General features: G+C 64.3%; 19 protein-coding genes and 3 pseudogenes. 12 read left to right on the forward strand and 10 right to left on the reverse strand.

The genetic code is table 11. From position 1 onward, the window contains the following. Positions 1-206 precede the first annotated feature (206 nt). Positions 207-476 (forward strand): annotated as a pseudogene (locus tag D5S18_RS29465) (SDR family oxidoreductase); the annotation flags it as partial. A gap of 151 nt (positions 477-627) precedes the next feature. Here D5S18_RS29465 and D5S18_RS29470 read toward each other — a convergent pair. Together D5S18_RS29470 and D5S18_RS29475 are read right to left on the reverse strand one after the other, a co-directional pair. Then, positions 628-1,086, reverse strand: coding sequence for a hypothetical protein (locus tag D5S18_RS29470; protein WP_147404274.1), 459 nt, complete (start codon positions 1,084-1,086; stop codon positions 628-630). A gap of 23 nt (positions 1,087-1,109) precedes the next feature. Continuing rightward, positions 1,110-1,469 (reverse strand): hypothetical protein, encoded by a 360-nt coding sequence (locus tag D5S18_RS29475; protein ID WP_147404276.1) that lies wholly within the window; start codon positions 1,467-1,469, stop codon positions 1,110-1,112. 187 nt (positions 1,470-1,656) lie between these two features. Between D5S18_RS29475 and D5S18_RS36655 the strand changes: the two are divergent. The 3 genes and pseudogenes from D5S18_RS36655 to D5S18_RS29490 form a co-directional block, all read left to right on the forward strand. Next, positions 1,657-1,927: pseudogene (locus D5S18_RS36655) on the forward strand (SDR family oxidoreductase); the annotation flags it as partial. Positions 1,928-2,248: 321 nt separating this feature from the next. Then, positions 2,249-3,508, forward strand: coding sequence for a molybdopterin-dependent oxidoreductase (locus D5S18_RS29485; protein WP_120044532.1), 1,260 nt, complete (start codon positions 2,249-2,251; stop codon positions 3,506-3,508). 1 nt (position 3,509) lies between these two features. After that, entirely contained in the window at positions 3,510-4,019 is a 510-nt protein-coding gene (locus D5S18_RS29490; protein ID WP_239004073.1) for a hypothetical protein, read from the forward strand. A gap of 84 nt (positions 4,020-4,103) precedes the next feature. On the opposite strand, the gene D5S18_RS29495 is transcribed toward D5S18_RS29490, so the two are convergent. Together D5S18_RS29495 and D5S18_RS29505 are read right to left on the reverse strand one after the other, a co-directional pair. After that, positions 4,104-4,601 (reverse strand): UCP032817 domain-containing protein, encoded by a 498-nt coding sequence (locus tag D5S18_RS29495; RefSeq protein ID WP_239004074.1) that lies wholly within the window; start codon positions 4,599-4,601, stop codon positions 4,104-4,106. A gap of 447 nt (positions 4,602-5,048) precedes the next feature. Beyond that, positions 5,049-5,234 carry a Clp protease N-terminal domain-containing protein gene (locus D5S18_RS29505; protein WP_147404278.1) on the reverse strand — a complete coding sequence of 62 codons (186 nt, stop codon included), beginning with the start codon at positions 5,232-5,234 and terminating at the stop codon, positions 5,049-5,051. A 348-nt stretch (positions 5,235-5,582) separates the two neighbouring features. Here D5S18_RS29505 and D5S18_RS29510 point away from each other — a divergent pair, with 348 nt between their 5' ends. The 5 genes from D5S18_RS29510 (at position 5,583) to D5S18_RS29530 (ending at position 8,745) form a co-directional block, all read left to right on the forward strand. After that, on the forward strand, positions 5,583-6,005 hold the full coding sequence (locus tag D5S18_RS29510; protein WP_120044369.1) for a hypothetical protein: 423 nt from the start codon (positions 5,583-5,585) through the stop codon (positions 6,003-6,005). A 17-nt stretch (positions 6,006-6,022) separates the two neighbouring features. Beyond that, complete coding sequence (locus D5S18_RS29515) at positions 6,023-6,343, forward strand: transcriptional regulator (RefSeq protein WP_203236966.1); 321 nt, start codon at positions 6,023-6,025, stop codon at positions 6,341-6,343. Between the two features lie 189 nt (positions 6,344-6,532). Next, positions 6,533-7,165 carry an I66 family serine proteinase inhibitor gene (locus D5S18_RS29520; protein ID WP_120044371.1) on the forward strand — a complete coding sequence of 211 codons (633 nt, stop codon included), beginning with the start codon at positions 6,533-6,535 and terminating at the stop codon, positions 7,163-7,165. Between the two features lie 110 nt (positions 7,166-7,275). After that, positions 7,276-8,046, forward strand: a complete 771-nt coding sequence (locus tag D5S18_RS29525) for a DUF4184 family protein (RefSeq protein ID WP_239004088.1) — start codon at positions 7,276-7,278, stop codon at positions 8,044-8,046. A gap of 108 nt (positions 8,047-8,154) precedes the next feature. Beyond that, positions 8,155-8,745 carry a TIGR03086 family metal-binding protein gene (locus D5S18_RS29530; RefSeq protein WP_203236967.1) on the forward strand — a complete coding sequence of 197 codons (591 nt, stop codon included), beginning with the start codon at positions 8,155-8,157 and terminating at the stop codon, positions 8,743-8,745. A gap of 24 nt (positions 8,746-8,769) precedes the next feature. Here D5S18_RS29530 and D5S18_RS29535 read toward each other — a convergent pair whose 3' ends face one another. Together D5S18_RS29535 and D5S18_RS29540 are read right to left on the reverse strand one after the other, a co-directional pair. Continuing rightward, complete coding sequence (locus tag D5S18_RS29535; protein WP_147404280.1) at positions 8,770-9,183, reverse strand: hypothetical protein; 414 nt, start codon at positions 9,181-9,183, stop codon at positions 8,770-8,772. 234 nt (positions 9,184-9,417) lie between these two features. After that, complete coding sequence (locus tag D5S18_RS29540; protein ID WP_120044374.1) at positions 9,418-9,957, reverse strand: cysteine hydrolase family protein; 540 nt, start codon at positions 9,955-9,957, stop codon at positions 9,418-9,420. A 123-nt stretch (positions 9,958-10,080) separates the two neighbouring features. Between D5S18_RS29540 and D5S18_RS29545 the strand changes: the two genes are divergently transcribed. Next, the gene (locus tag D5S18_RS29545; RefSeq protein ID WP_158608024.1) at positions 10,081-10,575 is read left to right on the forward strand and encodes a GNAT family N-acetyltransferase; all 495 of its coding nucleotides are present in this window, start codon (positions 10,081-10,083) and stop codon (positions 10,573-10,575) included. Here the strand turns inward: D5S18_RS29545 and D5S18_RS35950 are convergent. From D5S18_RS35950 to D5S18_RS29555, 3 genes and pseudogenes are all read right to left on the reverse strand, one after another. After that, on the reverse strand, positions 10,558-10,986 hold the full coding sequence (locus D5S18_RS35950; RefSeq protein WP_239004075.1) for a HipA domain-containing protein: 429 nt from the start codon (positions 10,984-10,986) through the stop codon (positions 10,558-10,560). The two genes, D5S18_RS29545 and D5S18_RS35950, sit on opposite strands and share 18 nt — an antisense overlap. Positions 10,987-11,015: 29 nt before the next feature. Beyond that, positions 11,016-11,753: pseudogene (locus D5S18_RS36475) on the reverse strand (HipA domain-containing protein); the annotation flags it as partial. Continuing rightward, complete coding sequence (locus tag D5S18_RS29555) at positions 11,746-12,045, reverse strand: helix-turn-helix domain-containing protein (protein ID WP_120044377.1); 300 nt, start codon at positions 12,043-12,045, stop codon at positions 11,746-11,748. The gene D5S18_RS29555 and the pseudogene D5S18_RS36475, both read right to left, overlap by 8 nt. Positions 12,046-12,485: 440 nt before the next feature. On the opposite strand from D5S18_RS29555, the gene D5S18_RS35955 reads away from it, so the two are divergent. Together D5S18_RS35955 and D5S18_RS29565 are read left to right on the forward strand one after the other, a co-directional pair. Next, positions 12,486-12,884, forward strand: a complete 399-nt coding sequence (locus D5S18_RS35955) for an RNHCP domain-containing protein (protein ID WP_239004089.1) — start codon at positions 12,486-12,488, stop codon at positions 12,882-12,884. A gap of 117 nt (positions 12,885-13,001) precedes the next feature. Further along, entirely contained in the window at positions 13,002-13,523 is a 522-nt protein-coding gene (locus D5S18_RS29565; RefSeq protein WP_120044378.1) for an FBP domain-containing protein, read from the forward strand. A 777-nt stretch (positions 13,524-14,300) separates the two neighbouring features. On the opposite strand, the gene D5S18_RS29580 is transcribed toward D5S18_RS29565, so the two are convergent. Next, complete coding sequence (locus D5S18_RS29580; protein ID WP_120044381.1) at positions 14,301-15,125, reverse strand: SAM-dependent methyltransferase; 825 nt, start codon at positions 15,123-15,125, stop codon at positions 14,301-14,303. Positions 15,126-15,647: the final 522 nt, after the last annotated feature.

Consider the following 15,647-nt stretch of genomic DNA (forward strand, 5'->3'; position numbering starts at 1 on the left):
CAACTCGCTCAGTCCAAGACTCGACGCTCAACATGGCACATCTCGAATCAGAGGCCACCTGTTCGGCATATCGATGGGGGTCCACTGGAGCACGATCAGGGGTGCCTTGCATCGTCAATCCGGTTGTCGCGCTACGGACTAGCCGTTCGCGGCGCACCTGCGCCGTGGCTCTGGAAACATAACAAATTGGTGCACTTCGCGCCTTCTGCCCTGGTGTTGTCCACACGAACATCGTTGCCACGACCACATTCTCGGGTGTGAGCGCGGCGGAGGAGAAGCAGAAGCAGGAGCGCTACGACAATCTGTACCGGATGCGGCGCTACACCCCCGACAAGGTCGCCGAGCAGATCGTACGGGCCGTCGAACGCGACCGGGACATCGTGCCGATCACGCCGGAAGCGCGAATGCAGTTGCAGTTCAACAGGTTCGCGCCCGCAATGGTGCGGTTCTTCGCAGCTCGGGTGAAGCTCACCTAGTATTCGACCGTGGGACCAACATATTCAGCCGATCCCGCGGGAAGGACACTGTTTCGACTCGATCACCAGTGACGGCGGCCATCCACCGTGTTGTGCGCTCTGTAACCGCGCACAACACGGCCTTATGTGGCAACCCGCTGAACAGCGTGTCTCAGTCCGCTCCGCTTTGACTTTCATACTGGTCGATGAGGCCCTGGTAGACACCGTTCGGCTCAGATCTCGACGAGATGTCGCGCAGACCGAGGGTGACCGTTCGGCCAGCCGCAGCTGAGTAGCCGTCCTTATCGATGCCGAGGTCTTCCATGATCACCGGCAGTAGTTCGTCCAGTTCGTCGTCGGCAACATATACGGTGAGGGTGCATTCGACCGGCACATTGACCGGATCATAGGCGTCACCCTGAAGTCGTTCAGCCAAGTTGTCGATCTCACTGACCTGGCCGAATTCGGAATAGCACGGAATCCTGTTCACGCCGCGGATCCGATGCGCACTCCCTTCAAGGATCAGCGCGATCGGGTGGATCTCCTCGCTAGCAAGAGATCCAGGCCCAGTGAGGTCAGGTAACCCGAGCCCTACTGCGATCTGCCAGATGCGGCGATCATCGTTGTCCATGTAATCCATACTCCTCTACCAATTTACTTGCCTACGCTCACTGTGCGGCAATGCTTCAACTTCTTTCCTGCTGGTACAGCCTTCTGAGCGTTGTTCTTCGCATCATTCACTGCACCATCCTTCGTCTTACCGGTGCCGGTGAACGTGAACGGACCCGTGGCGTCTGTCCTGTCCAAGTTCTCGAAGTAGCAGGACACCGTTGCCTTGTAGGTGGCGGTGAATTCGAACTGCCATCCCGGCTGCGTAGCGCCGATCGTCTGAGCTGCAGCAGGCGGTGCCTCCGCCGCCGCGAGCCCTACCCCCATCGTTGACGCCCCTGCGGCGCAGGCTGCGGACAGGGCGATCGACGCGACGAACCGGCGGGCGGTCATTGCAGTGTTCATGGATTTCCCATCTGACAGTCCGATTCCTTCACTGTTCTTTGACGCCCTTGTGGCGCAGCAGGTTCCAGACGACTCGGTGACGTACGTCACTGGAATCGCTTGGTGCACAATCAGTTCGATTTTCCGATGAACGGGGCGCGCTGTACGCCGATCGCCTCGCCACCAGAAACGTGCAATTGGTGCATTCTCAACCGTCTACCCCGGAATAGTTCACACCAATATTGTTGCCAATACCCGTTTCTCGGGTCTCGGTGTCGAGGACGAACGTCGCAAGCAGCAGCGTTATGACGGGCTCTACCGCAGGCGTGGGTACGGCCCGGAAAAGGTGGCCGAGCAGATTGTGCGCGCGGTAGAGCGGGATCGTGCCGGTGACGCCGGAGGCGCGGGTGCAGTATGTGGTGAATCGGGTTGCGCCGGGGTTGGTCCGGTTCTTCGCGGCGCGGGTGAAGTTGACGTAGTTCACGCGGTTAGGAGCAGCTCCGCTTCGACGCGGGTGGGGTTGGCCGTGACCGCCCGCCCACGGCAGCAGCGTCGATCGGCGAGCCGCCGCGTCGAAACCGTCATGGCCTACATCTGTCGGAACTGTCATTATTTCGTCATTCGCCCCGTTCGGGCCGGGAAATATGGATCCCGAAACGGGGTTTCAGCGCTCGTGTCGACCAGAACACCGGAGGTCGCGAGGTATCTTCAACTCATCGCACCGCTGAAACGCGGTGTCACCGAGTTCCGACACGAACGCAAAATATCCGCGGCTTCGCGGGGCGAGAGACGGAATGACCATGAATGAGCGCATTCGATCATTGCCGCGCCCTCGGTGGCGCAGCCCGCTGCGGGGTCCGTGGCTGACCTCGGTGTTCGGTTCGGTGCTGCTGGTGGGTCTTTCGATTGTTGTCCTCACCGGCTTACTGTCGTATATCGCCTACGGTCCGCAGCTGGGGCAAGCGATCCCGTCACCCGTCAGGGGCCTCGGACTGCCCACCTTCGATTGGCCGACTCGCCCCTCGTGGCTGTACCGGCTCACCCAGGGCTTGCATGTCGGGATGGGGCTCGCGCTGGTACCGGTGGTGGCGGCGAAGCTGTGGTCGGTGATCCCGCGACTGTTCGCGCGGCCTCCGGTGCGGTCGGTCGCCGAGGCGATCGAACGGGTGTCGTTGGTGCTGCTGGTGGGTGGCGTGTTGTTCGAGATCGCCACTGGAATACTCAATATCCAGTACGACTACATCTTCGGATTCTCCTTCTACACCGCTCATTACTTCGGAGCGTGGGTGTTCATCGCCGGATTCGTGGCCCATGTGGCCATCAAATTGCCGCGCATGATCACCGCATTGCGGTCACGATCACTGTGGGCGGTGCTGCGCACCTCCCGTGCCGATACCGAGCCAGAACCGGCGGATGCGGACGGTTTGGTCGCCACCGATCCCGCCGAGCCGACCATGAGCCGGCGCGGCGCCCTGGCACTCGTCGGCGGTGGCGTCCTGTTCGTCGTCGTGCTCAGCGCGGGCCAGACCCTCGGCGGGTTCACCCGCCGGGCCGCACTGCTGCTGCCGCGCGGCGGTGGAGAAGGCCACGACGCCAACGACTTTCAGATCAACCGCACCGCCGCCGCGGCCCGAATCGCCACCGCCGATGTCGATGATTCCTGGACGCTGAGTTTATTGGGCGGGCCTGCTGCGGTACGCCTCGGCCGAGGGGAGTTGCTGGCCATGCCCCAACATGTCGCCCGGCTGCCCATCGCCTGCGTCGAGGGGTGGTCCACCGTGCAGACCTGGACCGGGGTGCGGCTTTCCGATCTGGCCCGACATGCCGGTGTCGAGCAACCCCTTTCCGCGGTGGTTACCTCGCTGGAAAGGGACGGAGCATTCAATCGCGCGCTCCTGCAAGCGAATCAGGTGCTCGACTCCGACGCACTGCTGGCATTGCGGGTGAACGGCGCGGATCTCTCGCTCGACCACGGATACCCGGCGCGAATCATCGTCCCCGCCATGCCGGGGGTGCACAATACGAAATGGGTCTCCAGCATTGAATTCCGGAAGGTTTGAGATGAGCACGACCAGGCTGATCCGCCGCTGGAAACGTGCGTACGGAGCACACCCACTGCATTTACTCGTACTGCTGATGGCATTCGCGCTCGCGGGGTACACCGTATGGGTGCTCGGATTCGATGCCCTGTGGAACCATCAGGTGTGGTGGCAGGCGATCGCGGTATGGTTCGTGGCGGCCATTATCGCGCACGACCTCATACTTTTTCCCGCATACGCGCTCGTTGATCGCATCCTGGCCGCGGCGTCGGCCCGAACTCGACTCCGGGTGTCGCCATTGAACTATGTCCGGGTGCCCCTGCTCGGCATCGGGCTGTCGTTTCTACTGTTCTTCCCCGGCATCATCCGGCAGGGTGCGGTGACCTATCACGCGGCCACCGGAGGCACCCAGCAACCGTTTCTCCAGCGCTGGCTCCTGCTATCCGCGGCCTTGCTCGCCGTCAGCGCGATCGTCTATGCGATCCAGAGTCTGCGCGCGCGCCGACCCCCCTCGCGATCGGCGCGAGATTGACCATCCATTCCGGCATCGGGCACGCCGATAGCCCTTCTTCGGTTGACGACCATCGCACGCGGCAACTCTTCGCGGGCACGTAGGTTATGCGGTTCGGAGTAGTTCGGCCTCGATGGCTTCGACGCGGGTGGCGTCGATGCCCCACGGGTTTTCGACGCCGACCCCGCGGTCCAGGTCCCACAGGACGCATTCCTCGCCGGGTTCGCGCATCATCGACCAGGCGACCACCGTGCGGCCCAATTGTTGGGCCATGGTGCCGTGTGCCGGATTCGGCGGACCCGCGCCCTCCGGATGATGGTGCAGGAAGCGCCCATACGCGTCGGTGCAGAAGCGGGCATAGCGTTGCGTGCACAGGATCAAGCCGTGCCACGCCTCATCCACCGCGTGCGAAGGCATTCCGATGATCTGGTCGTCGCGCAGGGCGGCGCCGCAGCAGCGCAGCCATTGCCGCAGGCCCGTCTCGACCAACTCCCTCGGCTGCCACGGGCAGGTTTTGAACACTGCCTCAGGAAGTTCCAATGCCGCTACCGCCGCCGCGACTGTCTCCCGGTCGATTCGGCGACCCCTCCTGAAAAGCGACACGGTTCACTCTATCGGGCTACGGTTGTCGCATGGGAGGGATCTTGGCCTTGCTTCTCGGTATCGGATGCGTACTGCTCATCTTCGCGATTCCGGTGTGGATTGTTCGGAGTTTCCGGGGAGTGGTAGAGCGTCGAAGGGCCGCTTCGGGTGTGAGCCCTTGGGTTGTCGGGTCTTACGGTTCGTCGTCGCCGGATTCCGGTGGTGCGAGCGGTTTCTACGATTCCGGGACCTCCGATTCCGGATCCTCCTCGGGTGGCCATCACGGGCATTCGCACAGCGGATGCGGGGGAGGCAGTGGCTGCGGTGGCGGAAGCAGCAGCAGTTGCGGCGGTGGCAGCAGCAGTAGCTGTGGTGGTGGCAGCAGCTGTGGCGGCGGCGGAAGCAGTTGCGGCGGCGGTTCATGAACCTTCGCAATGGAAATGGGCACGGGTTCGCCGTGCCCATCCGCTAGCGGAGTTCGCCTTGAATTACTTCGCCCTGTTCCGGAAGCATCGCCGCCAGTAGGTGTTCGGCCCCCACCATGTCGTGTCCGTGCCCGGTGGCGATGGCAGCGGCCTGATGCAGGACCCCGACCAATCCGGGCGAGGCCGGGGCCACGGTGACGGTCGCCTCGTTGCTTTCGCCGAAAGTCATGGCCGACACCGTGATTCCCCGTGCGCCCGGACGCGCCCCGAACAATCCCTGCACTACGAATAGCCCGAAGATCCCCAATAGCATCCAGCCAACTTTGCTGCGCACCACGACCCCAATCGTTCGTGGCGAGACCCCTCTCGCCGTCAATGCTGTCGCGATATAGGACGTACGGGGCGGCCGGTCGGTTCCATCTATTTCGAGATAGGTGCAGTCGACCGATATTCAGAGAGTCGCGCCGATCTGAGCCTGCCCACGGGCATCTACTTGCCAATAAGGAAAGTAGATGCCACGATTGGGTACAACCTCGCGGCGGGATCAGCTCGCCGCGCTCGGCAGGAATGACCAGATATGGACGCAGAACAAGCAATCCGCATCGCCACCGACGCGCAGCGGGCCGCCGCTCGCAACCGGGCGCCGAAGTGGTATCCGCCGCTGGTCGGCGTGCTATGGGCCGCCGGTGCGGTGGTCTGCGGGGCTTCGGCGCTGGTGAACGTCTCCCCGGCATCGCATGTGGTGCTCCTCGCGGTCGGCCTCGTCGCCTGGGTGGCCATGGCCGTCGTCATCGTGGTGATGACCCGCCGAGGCGGCGTCCTCCGCCGGCCTGCCGCGCGATCGAACCGCGAGCGTTGGGCCGATAGCGCGCCGAGCCTGGCGGCGGCCGCTATCACCCTGGTCGTCGGCCTGACGGCGGGAGCGGGGTGGATGCTCGTCAGCATGGGTCTGACCCTCGGCCTGACCGAATGGTTCCGCCTGGCCCGGCTGCACCAATGACCAAGGCGCACCAAGGATTGGAACCCGCCTTCCTGCACCCGACAAGGCTGGCCGTGGTCGCGTTCCTCTCGGGTTGCGTCGAGGCCGAGTTCCGCGCGGTCCGCGAGAACTGCGAAATCTCCGAACCGACCCTGAGCAAACTGGCCACCGCTCTGGAATCGGAGGGCCACCTAAAAATCCGCAAAGGCTATATCGGGCGCCGCCCCAGAACATGGCTGTCCCTGACCGGATCCGGCCGCATCCGGCTGGACTCCCATCTGGCCACGCTTCAGGAAATCGCCGCCCAAAACACCCGGAACGCGGCAATTCTGGAAACCGAACCGGGCCTTTCGGATTAGATCCCTATTCTCCTTCGGGTAGCGCACGAGAACCCATCTGTGGCGAGTGAAATCGACGCGACACCGCCTGCCACTCCATTTCGGGGATTCGGCCTGTTTCGCTGCTAGCCTGAGTCGCGGTCCGTTTCGGGGTGGTTGATCACTCGGCGGGTCGGTCGAACATTCACCAGCTATGGAAGGGGTAGTGCTATGCGTGCACACCGTGCCGAGGGCAGGTGGTTCGCGGTCGGGGTCCCCGATCCGATTGTCGGTGGCGGCGAGTGCCATCGCGTGTCGAAGAAGGGAATTCGCATCACCCGCGGGATATCGCGAATGCTCGGCATCGTTGCCGTCGGGCTCGCGGTCGCAGGCATGATGGGCGTTGCCGCTCCGATCGCGGTCGCCGATCAATCCGAGATCGCCGATGGCAATGTTTTCCGGATTTCCAGTCTGGCGGAGGGAAATCCGCCAATCGGTGTCTTTCCGATCCTGCCTGCGGTCCAACCGGTCCGCGCCCGAGCCCCGATATCCGAATGGAAGGTGGTGAAGGTGGGGCAGGATCGGTATCGGCTCTCGGTCGGCCGCTATCCGCACACCGGCGTCGCGGAGAACAAGGTCATCGCCAGTATCCATCCCGAACAAGAGCGGGAATGGGTGATTACCCATCGGGAAGTCCAGAATGCCTTCACAATCGCGCTCGCCGATCAACCGCAACTGGGTTGGACGCTTCCGACCGACCAAGGCGAATCTCCGGCCATCATGATCTCGCCCATCATCTCGACGCGCTCGATGCCTCCGCAATTCATGCCCCACCAACTCTGGAAATTCGAACGGGTGGAATGACTTCGGCGTTCCGGCGGCGGAATTCGAACGCGTAGTCGAATGCCTACCGTCGACCCGGCTGGGAATTCGCACCCCGCCGGGTCGACGGTCGCTCGCGGATACACTTGACCGTGCCACTCACCTTTCCCTCGCATGCGCTAGCGGTGCTGCCGCTGAAGATTCGTTGGCCGCGCCACCTCGATGGTGTCGCATTGGTTGTCGGATCGGCGGTGCCGGACGCGGCATATCCACTGGCCGGATTGATTTCGATGCCCGAGCCGCACTCGCTCTCGGCGTTGCTGTGGTGGTGCCTGCCGATCGGGATAGTGGCGACAGTGGTCATCCGTCGGTCCGCCGGGACGATCGCCGCCCACCTGCCGCGCCTGGGCGAATTCGACCTGCCCGCCTATGGTGTGCTCGGCTCGGTGCGACATCGCTGGTACATCACCGGATATTCGATTCTGCTCGGCGCGCTCACCCACATCTTCTGGGATGGATTCACCCACGATCCCGCGGGCGGGCACGGCTGGGGAGTGGCGAGCTTTCCCGTTCTGACACAACAGAGTCCGCTCGGCAAGCCGTGGTGGTATCTGCTCCAACAAGCCTCGACTTTCGGTGGCGCACTGCTCGCGGTCGGAGTGTTCTACCTCATCGGCCGTCGCGGACTGCTCCGAGAATGGCACGGCGCACCGCCCACCGTTCGCCGTAGGCCGCGCCGATTCTGGCTGACATCCGGAACCGTCGCCGCTTTGGCGCTGGCATTACTCCCGCTGCTGCCCTTGCCGTTTCAACCATTCGTCCTCGGCGGTCGCCTGCTCTGGACAGTGGCGCTGGCACTGCTCGCCGGCGCGATCTCGGTGCGTCTGGCGGGCGATGATCGCCGAGTTGTCCATCCGGGTTGATTCGGCAGGCAGACCCGAGTCCGAAATTCGTCGCGTCGGCGGGGTAGGGCACCGCAGTGTCGTATTTTTCCAATACTTGGTCGTCGGTAGCCCCCTAGCCTTCCAGCCGTGAATGAGATCTTTTCCGCGATGAAGGAGTGTGCCGCCGAAGCCGCTCGGGTAGCCAGGGGAGTGGGTGCGGACCAGTTGTCCATGCCGACTCCGTGTACTGAATTCGATCTACGTGCGCTGGTCAACCATTGGGTGCTTCACTCGTCCTACGGGCTGGAGTGTCGAGCGTTGCGCCGATCGATTCCCGAGGAATTGCGCGATCGTGACTTCACGACCGACCCGGAATGGGCCGAAGCGTATGCGGCACAGTTGGATCGAGCAGTGCACGCCTGGACCGATCCCGGCGTGTGGGAGGGGGAGATCGACCTCAGCGGGACGTCGACGCCCGCCCCCGTTGTCGCTACGATGCTGCTTCCCGAGCTGGCACTGCACGGGTGGGATGTGGCCGTCGCGACCGGCCAGAAGTTCAGAATGTCCGCCGCGTCGGCGGCGACCCTGCAGCAGATCATCGATTCGGGTGCCCAGCGGTACCGCGCCTACGACATGTTCGCCCAAGCGGTCGCGTGGACCGACGGCACCGACCCGTTCCTCCGGGTCGTAGCGGCATCCGGACGAAACCCGCACTGGGCGAGCAGCATCCGGACCTAGACCTTAGAGCCGCAAGCGCCGAATCTATCGCTCGCGCTCCATTCCGCGCGGCTCGAGCGCTCGGGCGCGCGCTTCCCTTCCGGCGCGGGTGGTTTCGGCGGACAGTTCGGGGGCGGGCGCATCGAGGGTCAGATCCAGCGGTTCCGGTTGTCCGAGCAGCAGGACGGCCGCGACTTCGATCGGAAGTATCGAGCGCACCTCTTGCTCATACGATTCCCGTGCGGCCCTGGCTCGTTCGGCGCGCACCGCGGCATCGCGGGCGGCCTTCGCCCTCGCGGCGGCCTCCTGAGCCCGTGCGAGGGCTCTGGCCTGTTCGGCGCGTTCCCGTTCGCGCTGCTGCTCGCGCAGCCGCTCGGCATTTCGGATCAGCTCGAGCTGGCCGCGGTCCAAGGGGCGGCCCTCCCGCAGTGCGCGAATTGCGTGGTCGAGATCAGACATCGGATTCCCCCGGTGTACGGATGATGGTGTGTGAGTTCAGATATCGGTGCGGATGCGGCATCGGTCGGCGTGATCGGTCGAACCCGCCCACGTGCGATCGCGCGGGGTGTGCTCGTCGAAGTCATCGCCCATGACCGCCTCCGGACTCTGCTCTTCACGGTAGCTCCGAATCGCAGGTGGTGCCCGCCTGTCGTCACTGTTTGTCGAAGCGTCGGGTTCCGCAACCGGCCGCGCCTACTCGACGACGAGGATTCCGGCATCCCGCAACTCGGCCAACGCGGCTCGGTCCCCCTCGGGATGGGCGTGTCCGAAGGCCGTGGCTTCGACCGGGACCGTCACCTTGTAGCCGAGGCGCACCGCATCGCGCGCTGTCGCGGCGACGCATACGTCGGTGGCGATACCGACGACGGTCACCGAACCGGCCCCGCTGGCGCGGACCAGCCCGACCAACGGTCCCAGACTGCCGCCTCCGTATGCCTGCTGGGGTTCCAGCACCGGGCCGAGGACGAAGCCGGAGAAGCCGCCGCGTTTTCCCGGCCCCTTCTCCACGACAGTGCCTCGAACATCCAGATCGGGATGCAGTCCGGTCCGGTTCTCCGGATCACCATCCGGAAGATCGATCGGCGCGAAGTCGCGGGTGTAGAACACCGGGCGACCACTCTCGACCGCCAGCGCCACCTGCCGGTTCACGGCGGCGATGACCCGTGGACCCTCGGCGCCGACCACGTCGACGAACAGGTTCTGCATATCGACCACGATCAGCGCATCAATCATGGAGTCAACCGTAGAAGCTGAACCATAGTGCAGGTCAAGGCAACGGGCCATGCCGCCTACCAGGATGTTTCACTGTGCCGCCTGCTGTGTCGGAGCCGGTCGCGGTGGGCAATGATGAACGCCATGGATATCGAGTCGATCCGCATCCACCAACTCGGCCCCGACGACTGGCAGCGCTTGCGCCGCATCCGCCTGCTGGCCCTGGCCGAAGCCCCCTACGCCTTCGGCTCCACCCTGTCCTGGGCACAGACCCGCACCGACCAGAACTGGCGCGACCTGCTCGCCCTGCGCACCCAGTTCCTCGCCACCGCGGACGATCACGATCTCGGCACCGTCGGCGCCATCGCGGAAGACAATGCCGCACATCTGATCTCGATGTGGGTGACTCCCGAAGCGCGCGGCACCGGCGTCGCCGACCTGCTCGTCCGCTCCGTCATCGACTGGGCCACCGCCAAGAACTATCCCGACATCCACCTGGAGGTCTCCGCAGGCAACGCCACCGCAGAACGCCTCTATCACCGCCACGGTTTCCGCCGCACCGGCGTCACCGGAACCATCTCCCCCGAAGATCCGCGCCTGGAATTCGAAATGCGGCTCACCCTATCGACCAACCCGTAGCGCACGGTATCGACGGCTCTGTTTTCCGCCGCTGAACCTACCCAGCGCATCCCGTCCCTGCCCGATCGGCGTATTCATCACCGTGGCAGCCGGTTTCGTCCGCCGGACAATCTCCGCGGCATGTCTCGACAGCCGAGGCAGCAGGTGATCGGCGAGTTCACGCCCTGGCTTGCCGAGGTCGGCCAACTCGTCCCGGAACAGGTCGGTGATCGCGGCGGCCATCTTCGCGGCACGATCAAGTCGCTCACCGGGATCCATTCCCATCTCGTGGGCGTGACGAATCCAGTTCTTCTCGATGACCTGCCCGAACTTCCGCCTGCCTCCGATCGACATGGCCGCTCCGGACAGGTCGTAGCCACCGCGTCGCGGTTCGTAGGCCATCGCGGTGGACAGGTCGTACAGCGGCGCCATCCGAGCCCGCCCGTCGGGGGCGTACGGCCCATCGCCTGGCAGAAATCGACCTGATGCAGCCGAAAGATCTGTTCCTGCACGCTGATCCGGTCGAAGCGCTCGACGACGATCGCGGATTCCCCTGCGAAATCGCACAACTCGACGTTCGCCACTCGCAAACCGAGCCTGCGAGCCACCCGCATGGTCGCGTATTCCAGCACTGCCTGATGGTGCAGCCGATGGATGCCCGGCTTGACGATGTGCGTCGAGGATCCCGACCCGAATGGTTCGCTCCACCGGCCGCGTCGCGCGGTCAGTGTGAATTTGTCCTGCGCGCCCGGCAGACTCCAGTGCTCGCCCGGCAACGTCCACGAGGCACCGGTCTCCCGGAGAGCCCGCAACCGCGCCCCGATCATTCGATCGGTCCGATCCGGGTACTCCGCGTTGCGGTCCAAGATATTTCGCTCGTCGCCGGGGCGAACGAACTGCACAGCGCCGACGCAATCCAGACCCATGCCACCCAGAAGGGAGATCACCTCATCGGTAGTGCCGAACTCGGCCGCCCAAGCCGTGCGTACGTCGACCTTCTCCGGCAACAAGCCGTCGAGGAACGCCTCCACATGCTCGGAACGAAACGGTCCGTCACCGATCCGCAGGACAGGGCTCAGCGGCACCTGGCCGTGCCTGCGGTACTCGGGGGCATAGGTGAGTCGGTACCGCCCACCCGGCGAGCGATCGACGTAACCGGCGAGCCGCCCCGCCAGAAACACCACCAACTCGTCAGCCATCCACGATCCTCTCGAACGCCTCACGCAGTAGGCGCTCCTCGTCGGACTCGGTGACCGCAGTCACGCCGAGCCGAGCGCCGAGTGCGGTCAGCACTTGCAGGATCGTCCCCAACTCGGCAGTTGGGTGCCCTTTTTCGAGTCGAATGAGATATCCGCGCGAGACATGAGCCCGCGCGGCAAGTTCCGCCTGGGTCAACCCCCGTGCTTGCCGCAACTCCCGGACAATCGCGCCGAGACGTTGCGCATCGGTGACCTGGAATTCTTCGGGCACGATGTCATCGTACGCGGACATGACTCAAATGTCATCGATGGCGGACATTCGCAATTTGTCATCGCTCACGGACAAGCCGCAGGTCGCTTCGGTTGCCGATATCTCGGTTGACGGTGGTTGCGGTCGGGCTGCTACAGTGGATCGCGACCGTACCGGTCGTTTTCTGTATGAACGGTTCTAGAAGGATGGTGTTGATGTCCCGGCCAGCGCCGAGCGCGCCTCGCAGCGCCGCGTAACCGTGCGTCCACCCCGCCGTTGATTCCGGCGCGCCGGACGCGTCTGTTCCGGTGCCCCTTTCCCGACCTACCCGTCGAACCCTCGTGAATCCGGGAGATTTCGATCGCGGGTAGGTCCTGTCGAGGATCGCTCGGCCTGCTCCTGCTGTCTGTCGGACTTTCAGCGCAAGGAGTATCCGGGTGTCTACCATCAGCACCTCTCAACAGCTCGAAACCTTCACCCGCATGTGGTGCGGACTCGTCGTATCCACTTGCGCGGGCGCACGTCGCAACGACTGCGCGTCGTGTCTGCGGTCCCGGCACGCGTCGACCGCGTCGCAGGCGGGTGCGGTGCACGCATGTCGCCGTTGTCCATCGCGAGGCCGATTTCCGTTGCGTCGGTTGCTGTCTCGATGTGCCGGTGCACGCGCCGGGCATCGCGATCATTGCCCGAACTGTTCGACGCCAGTGCACGTGGACCGGCGGATTCCCGCCGATCGCCGGGCAACCTGTCGCGGTCGGATGGACACGGTGAGCGTGACGCCCCGGCCCGACGGTGAATGGCTGGTCATCCACCAACGACCGGCCTGCGGCGAACTCGGCGTCGATCTCGCGTTGCCGGTGACGAGCACCCACTGCGGCTGACGCTGCGGCCGATCCGCGACATCGCGCAGACCCGCGCCCTTCAACCCGAGCATTCGGCGGAGCAGATACGACTGCCCCGCCGAGCAATCATTTCCCAACATCCGAAAGGAATCCGTCATGCGACCCATGACCCGAGACGAGGTACGCGCCGCCATCGTGAATACCGACCCGCCGGGCAGCCGGGTGCGGCTGCCGACCTGGTTCGACGAGATCGACTGGGACAGGCTCGAATACCTCGGGTGGCGAGATCAACGCTCCCCGAGGCGCGTCTACCTGGTTACCGAGATCGACGGCGCCGCGGTGGGCGTACTGCTGGAGCAGACACCCACCCGCGCCGAGCTCGGATCCAGGGCGATGATGTGCGATCTGTGCCGATCTTCGCGCCGATTCAACGAAGTCGCGCTGTTCACCGCGCGTCGCCCGTCCAAGGACCGGCGGCAGCGATTGTCCGGACGCGGTCTGCACCTGTGCGCCGACTTGGACTGCAACGTGAATGCGAACCGGAAACCGTCCGTCGGTCGGTACGACCCGGCGACCGACGAGTTGATCGCGGACCGGCGTGCAGGTCTGCGCGCACGCACCGCCGCGTTCTTGGTCGCGACCTCGGAAACCCAGCAAACGGTGCGACGCCCACGATGATGGAAACCCGCTGCGTCGCAACCGATGTCAACGGTGTGTCGGATCAGCCGGAGTCAGGTCGACACGCAGGCGGCGCAGCGACCCGTCCATGCTGGTGACGAACAGCGCCCACCCCTGGCCATCCGGACCGAGGTGGCGCCGTCGGGTGGCATGCGGGTCGCGCCGGGTTTGCGGAGCCCGGTGACGATGGTGCAGGCGGCTCCGGTGGCCGGATCGATCCGGTAGACCGCGCCCCGCAGGTGCCCGCGAGGTAGAGCGAACCGTTCCTGGTCGCCTCCATATCGTCGGGCAGGGCGAGCAACCGTGGTGGGCCGACCACCACGGTCGCCCCATTCGGCCGGTCCAGGGAATCTGGAAGACACGCAGCGTGAGATTGTCGGTGTAGATGGACTTTCCATCCGGTGCCGGCGCAATGCCGTTGGTCCACGGCAGATTCGACCAGGTTCGCGTGTATTCCCCGGTGGCGGGCCGGTATCGGGAGATACCGTCCGGTGTCCCGGAGATGCCGATCGTGGTGAACAGCAGGTCGCCCTCGGGCAGCAGCAGTAGCCCGTTGGGGCCGTTGAGGTTTGTCAGCAGGATGTCGACCGCGCCGGTGTCGCGGTCGTAGCGGCGCAGGGTGCCAGGCGCTGCGGCCGCCCCATCGCCGGGCCTCCGCCCGCGCTGTTCCGGCGGCCGACAAGGCGGCGACCGAGAGCGCCACCAGCAGGCTCGACAGCATATGTCGAGCTCCCGACCTGGAACGCCTCCGCTCGCCCACGCCGAGAATCGTAGTGCTCACGATGGGAGATGGCCCACAACAATCGCGTAGCCGATCTTGTCGCGATAGATCGGCAGCAGCAGACGCATCGCCTGTTCCTGTGCCTCGACTCGTTCTTGGCCGATTGCCGCCACCAGGCTCGGCCGCATTCGTGCGAGTCGGTCGAAGTACGCGGAATAGGATCGCCGGATCTGTTGGCTACAGGGACGGACTTCGTCGACGAGCAACCCGCTGCGGCGTACATCCTCGACAACTTCGTGCTCGGTCGTCGGTGGCTGGAGGCCGACACCGCGCAGAATCGCCGCTTCATCGCTGGACAACGCGTCATCGCAGGTGAATTCGGTCAGCACGACTCGGCCGCTCGGCCGCACCACGCGTGCCATTTCGCGCAGCCACTGCCCACGATCCTGTGCGTGCGGAAGCGATTCGAAAGCAAGCGCGGCGTCGAAAGAGTTGTCGGGGTACGACAGGGCGGCGGCGTCACCGAATTCGATGCGCACCTGTCCGCGCAAGCCGGCCGCATTCGCGCGTCGGGTGCCTTCGTACACCTGCCACCGACTGTTGGTGACCCCGGTGATATTCACGTCGGTGCGTTGCGCGAGGGTGATGGCAGGCTCGCCGACTCCGCAGCCGATATCCAGTACCTGCTGTCCGGGTTGGAGATCCAGCATTCCGCAGACGATGTCCGTCAATCGGTTGATGGCCTCCAGAAGAGGTGTCCGATCATCGTCGGACTCCCAATATCCCACATGAATACTTCCCCCTTGGACCTCGATCATATCGGCCATCGCGTCGTAGATATCGCCGACCTCGTCGATTCGGGACGCCTCATCAGTGGACATCAAAATCTCTTTCGAAGTGTGGAATATGGTCGTGCCAGGTCGGCAGGCTGCATGGGTATGTCCCTCTCCGTCGTTTCGAGGGACCGCCTGCGGTAGGTGTGAGATGAGCACAGGTAGCGGCGCGAAATGGCCGAACGCTCTCGATCCTCCCCGAGTCGGTGATTGCTATCGTCAAGTTAACGCAGTCAAATAGTTGCATATCAGGTGGTCGCAGGGGAGCGAATCGTCGGTGTCGAAGAGGTGGACTGTGATCGGCCCTGGTCGGCCGCATGTTCGCGGTGCATGCGATAGCGGGTGTCGCGGATATGAAGCCGCGCAGTCTGATTCGGCGACCGACCGGCTGTATCCACTCGGGGCGAGCAGACCGAGCGCGGGATGTTGCCGCACCTTGTCGAAATGTAGTGAGTTCTCATCCGATATTTGCTCCGAAAGGGAGATTCAAAGCGATGTCTGTGCCGACGAATCTTCCTTTCCGCGAGCGGCTTTCGCACATGAATGGTTGAGGTCCGGATCGGGTTCAGG

This window comes from Nocardia panacis (assembly GCF_003598715.1).
GTDB classification, from domain to species: domain Bacteria; phylum Actinomycetota; class Actinomycetes; order Mycobacteriales; family Mycobacteriaceae; genus Nocardia; species Nocardia panacis.

Excerpts from the sequence above, each read along its gene's own strand:
- D5S18_RS29555 (WP_120044377.1), bottom strand. The coding sequence starts at position 12,045 with ATGTCCGCGTACGATGACATCGTGCCCGAAGAATTCCAGGTCACCGAT.
- D5S18_RS29485 (WP_120044532.1), top strand. The coding sequence starts at position 2,249 with ATGAATGAGCGCATTCGATCATTGCCGCGCCCTCGGTGGCGCAGCCCG.
- D5S18_RS29490 (WP_239004073.1), top strand. The coding sequence starts at position 3,510 with ATGAGCACGACCAGGCTGATCCGCCGCTGGAAACGTGCGTACGGAGCA.
- D5S18_RS29475 (WP_147404276.1), bottom strand. The coding sequence starts at position 1,469 with ATGAACACTGCAATGACCGCCCGCCGGTTCGTCGCGTCGATCGCCCTG.
- D5S18_RS29505 (WP_147404278.1), bottom strand. The coding sequence starts at position 5,234 with ATGACTTTCGGCGAAAGCAACGAGGCGACCGTCACCGTGGCCCCGGCC.
- D5S18_RS35955 (WP_239004089.1), top strand. The coding sequence starts at position 12,486 with ATGTGGTGCGGACTCGTCGTATCCACTTGCGCGGGCGCACGTCGCAAC.
- D5S18_RS29545 (WP_158608024.1), top strand. The coding sequence starts at position 10,081 with ATGGATATCGAGTCGATCCGCATCCACCAACTCGGCCCCGACGACTGG.
- D5S18_RS29565 (WP_120044378.1), top strand. The coding sequence starts at position 13,002 with ATGCGACCCATGACCCGAGACGAGGTACGCGCCGCCATCGTGAATACC.
- D5S18_RS35950 (WP_239004075.1), bottom strand. The coding sequence starts at position 10,986 with ATGGCGCCGCTGTACGACCTGTCCACCGCGATGGCCTACGAACCGCGA.
- D5S18_RS29540 (WP_120044374.1), bottom strand. The coding sequence starts at position 9,957 with ATGATTGATGCGCTGATCGTGGTCGATATGCAGAACCTGTTCGTCGAC.
- D5S18_RS29470 (WP_147404274.1), bottom strand. The coding sequence starts at position 1,086 with ATGGACAACGATGATCGCCGCATCTGGCAGATCGCAGTAGGGCTCGGG.
- D5S18_RS29580 (WP_120044381.1), bottom strand. The coding sequence starts at position 15,125 with ATGTCCACTGATGAGGCGTCCCGAATCGACGAGGTCGGCGATATCTAC.
- D5S18_RS29510 (WP_120044369.1), top strand. The coding sequence starts at position 5,583 with ATGGACGCAGAACAAGCAATCCGCATCGCCACCGACGCGCAGCGGGCC.
- D5S18_RS29535 (WP_147404280.1), bottom strand. The coding sequence starts at position 9,183 with ATGTCTGATCTCGACCACGCAATTCGCGCACTGCGGGAGGGCCGCCCC.
- D5S18_RS29520 (WP_120044371.1), top strand. The coding sequence starts at position 6,533 with ATGCGTGCACACCGTGCCGAGGGCAGGTGGTTCGCGGTCGGGGTCCCC.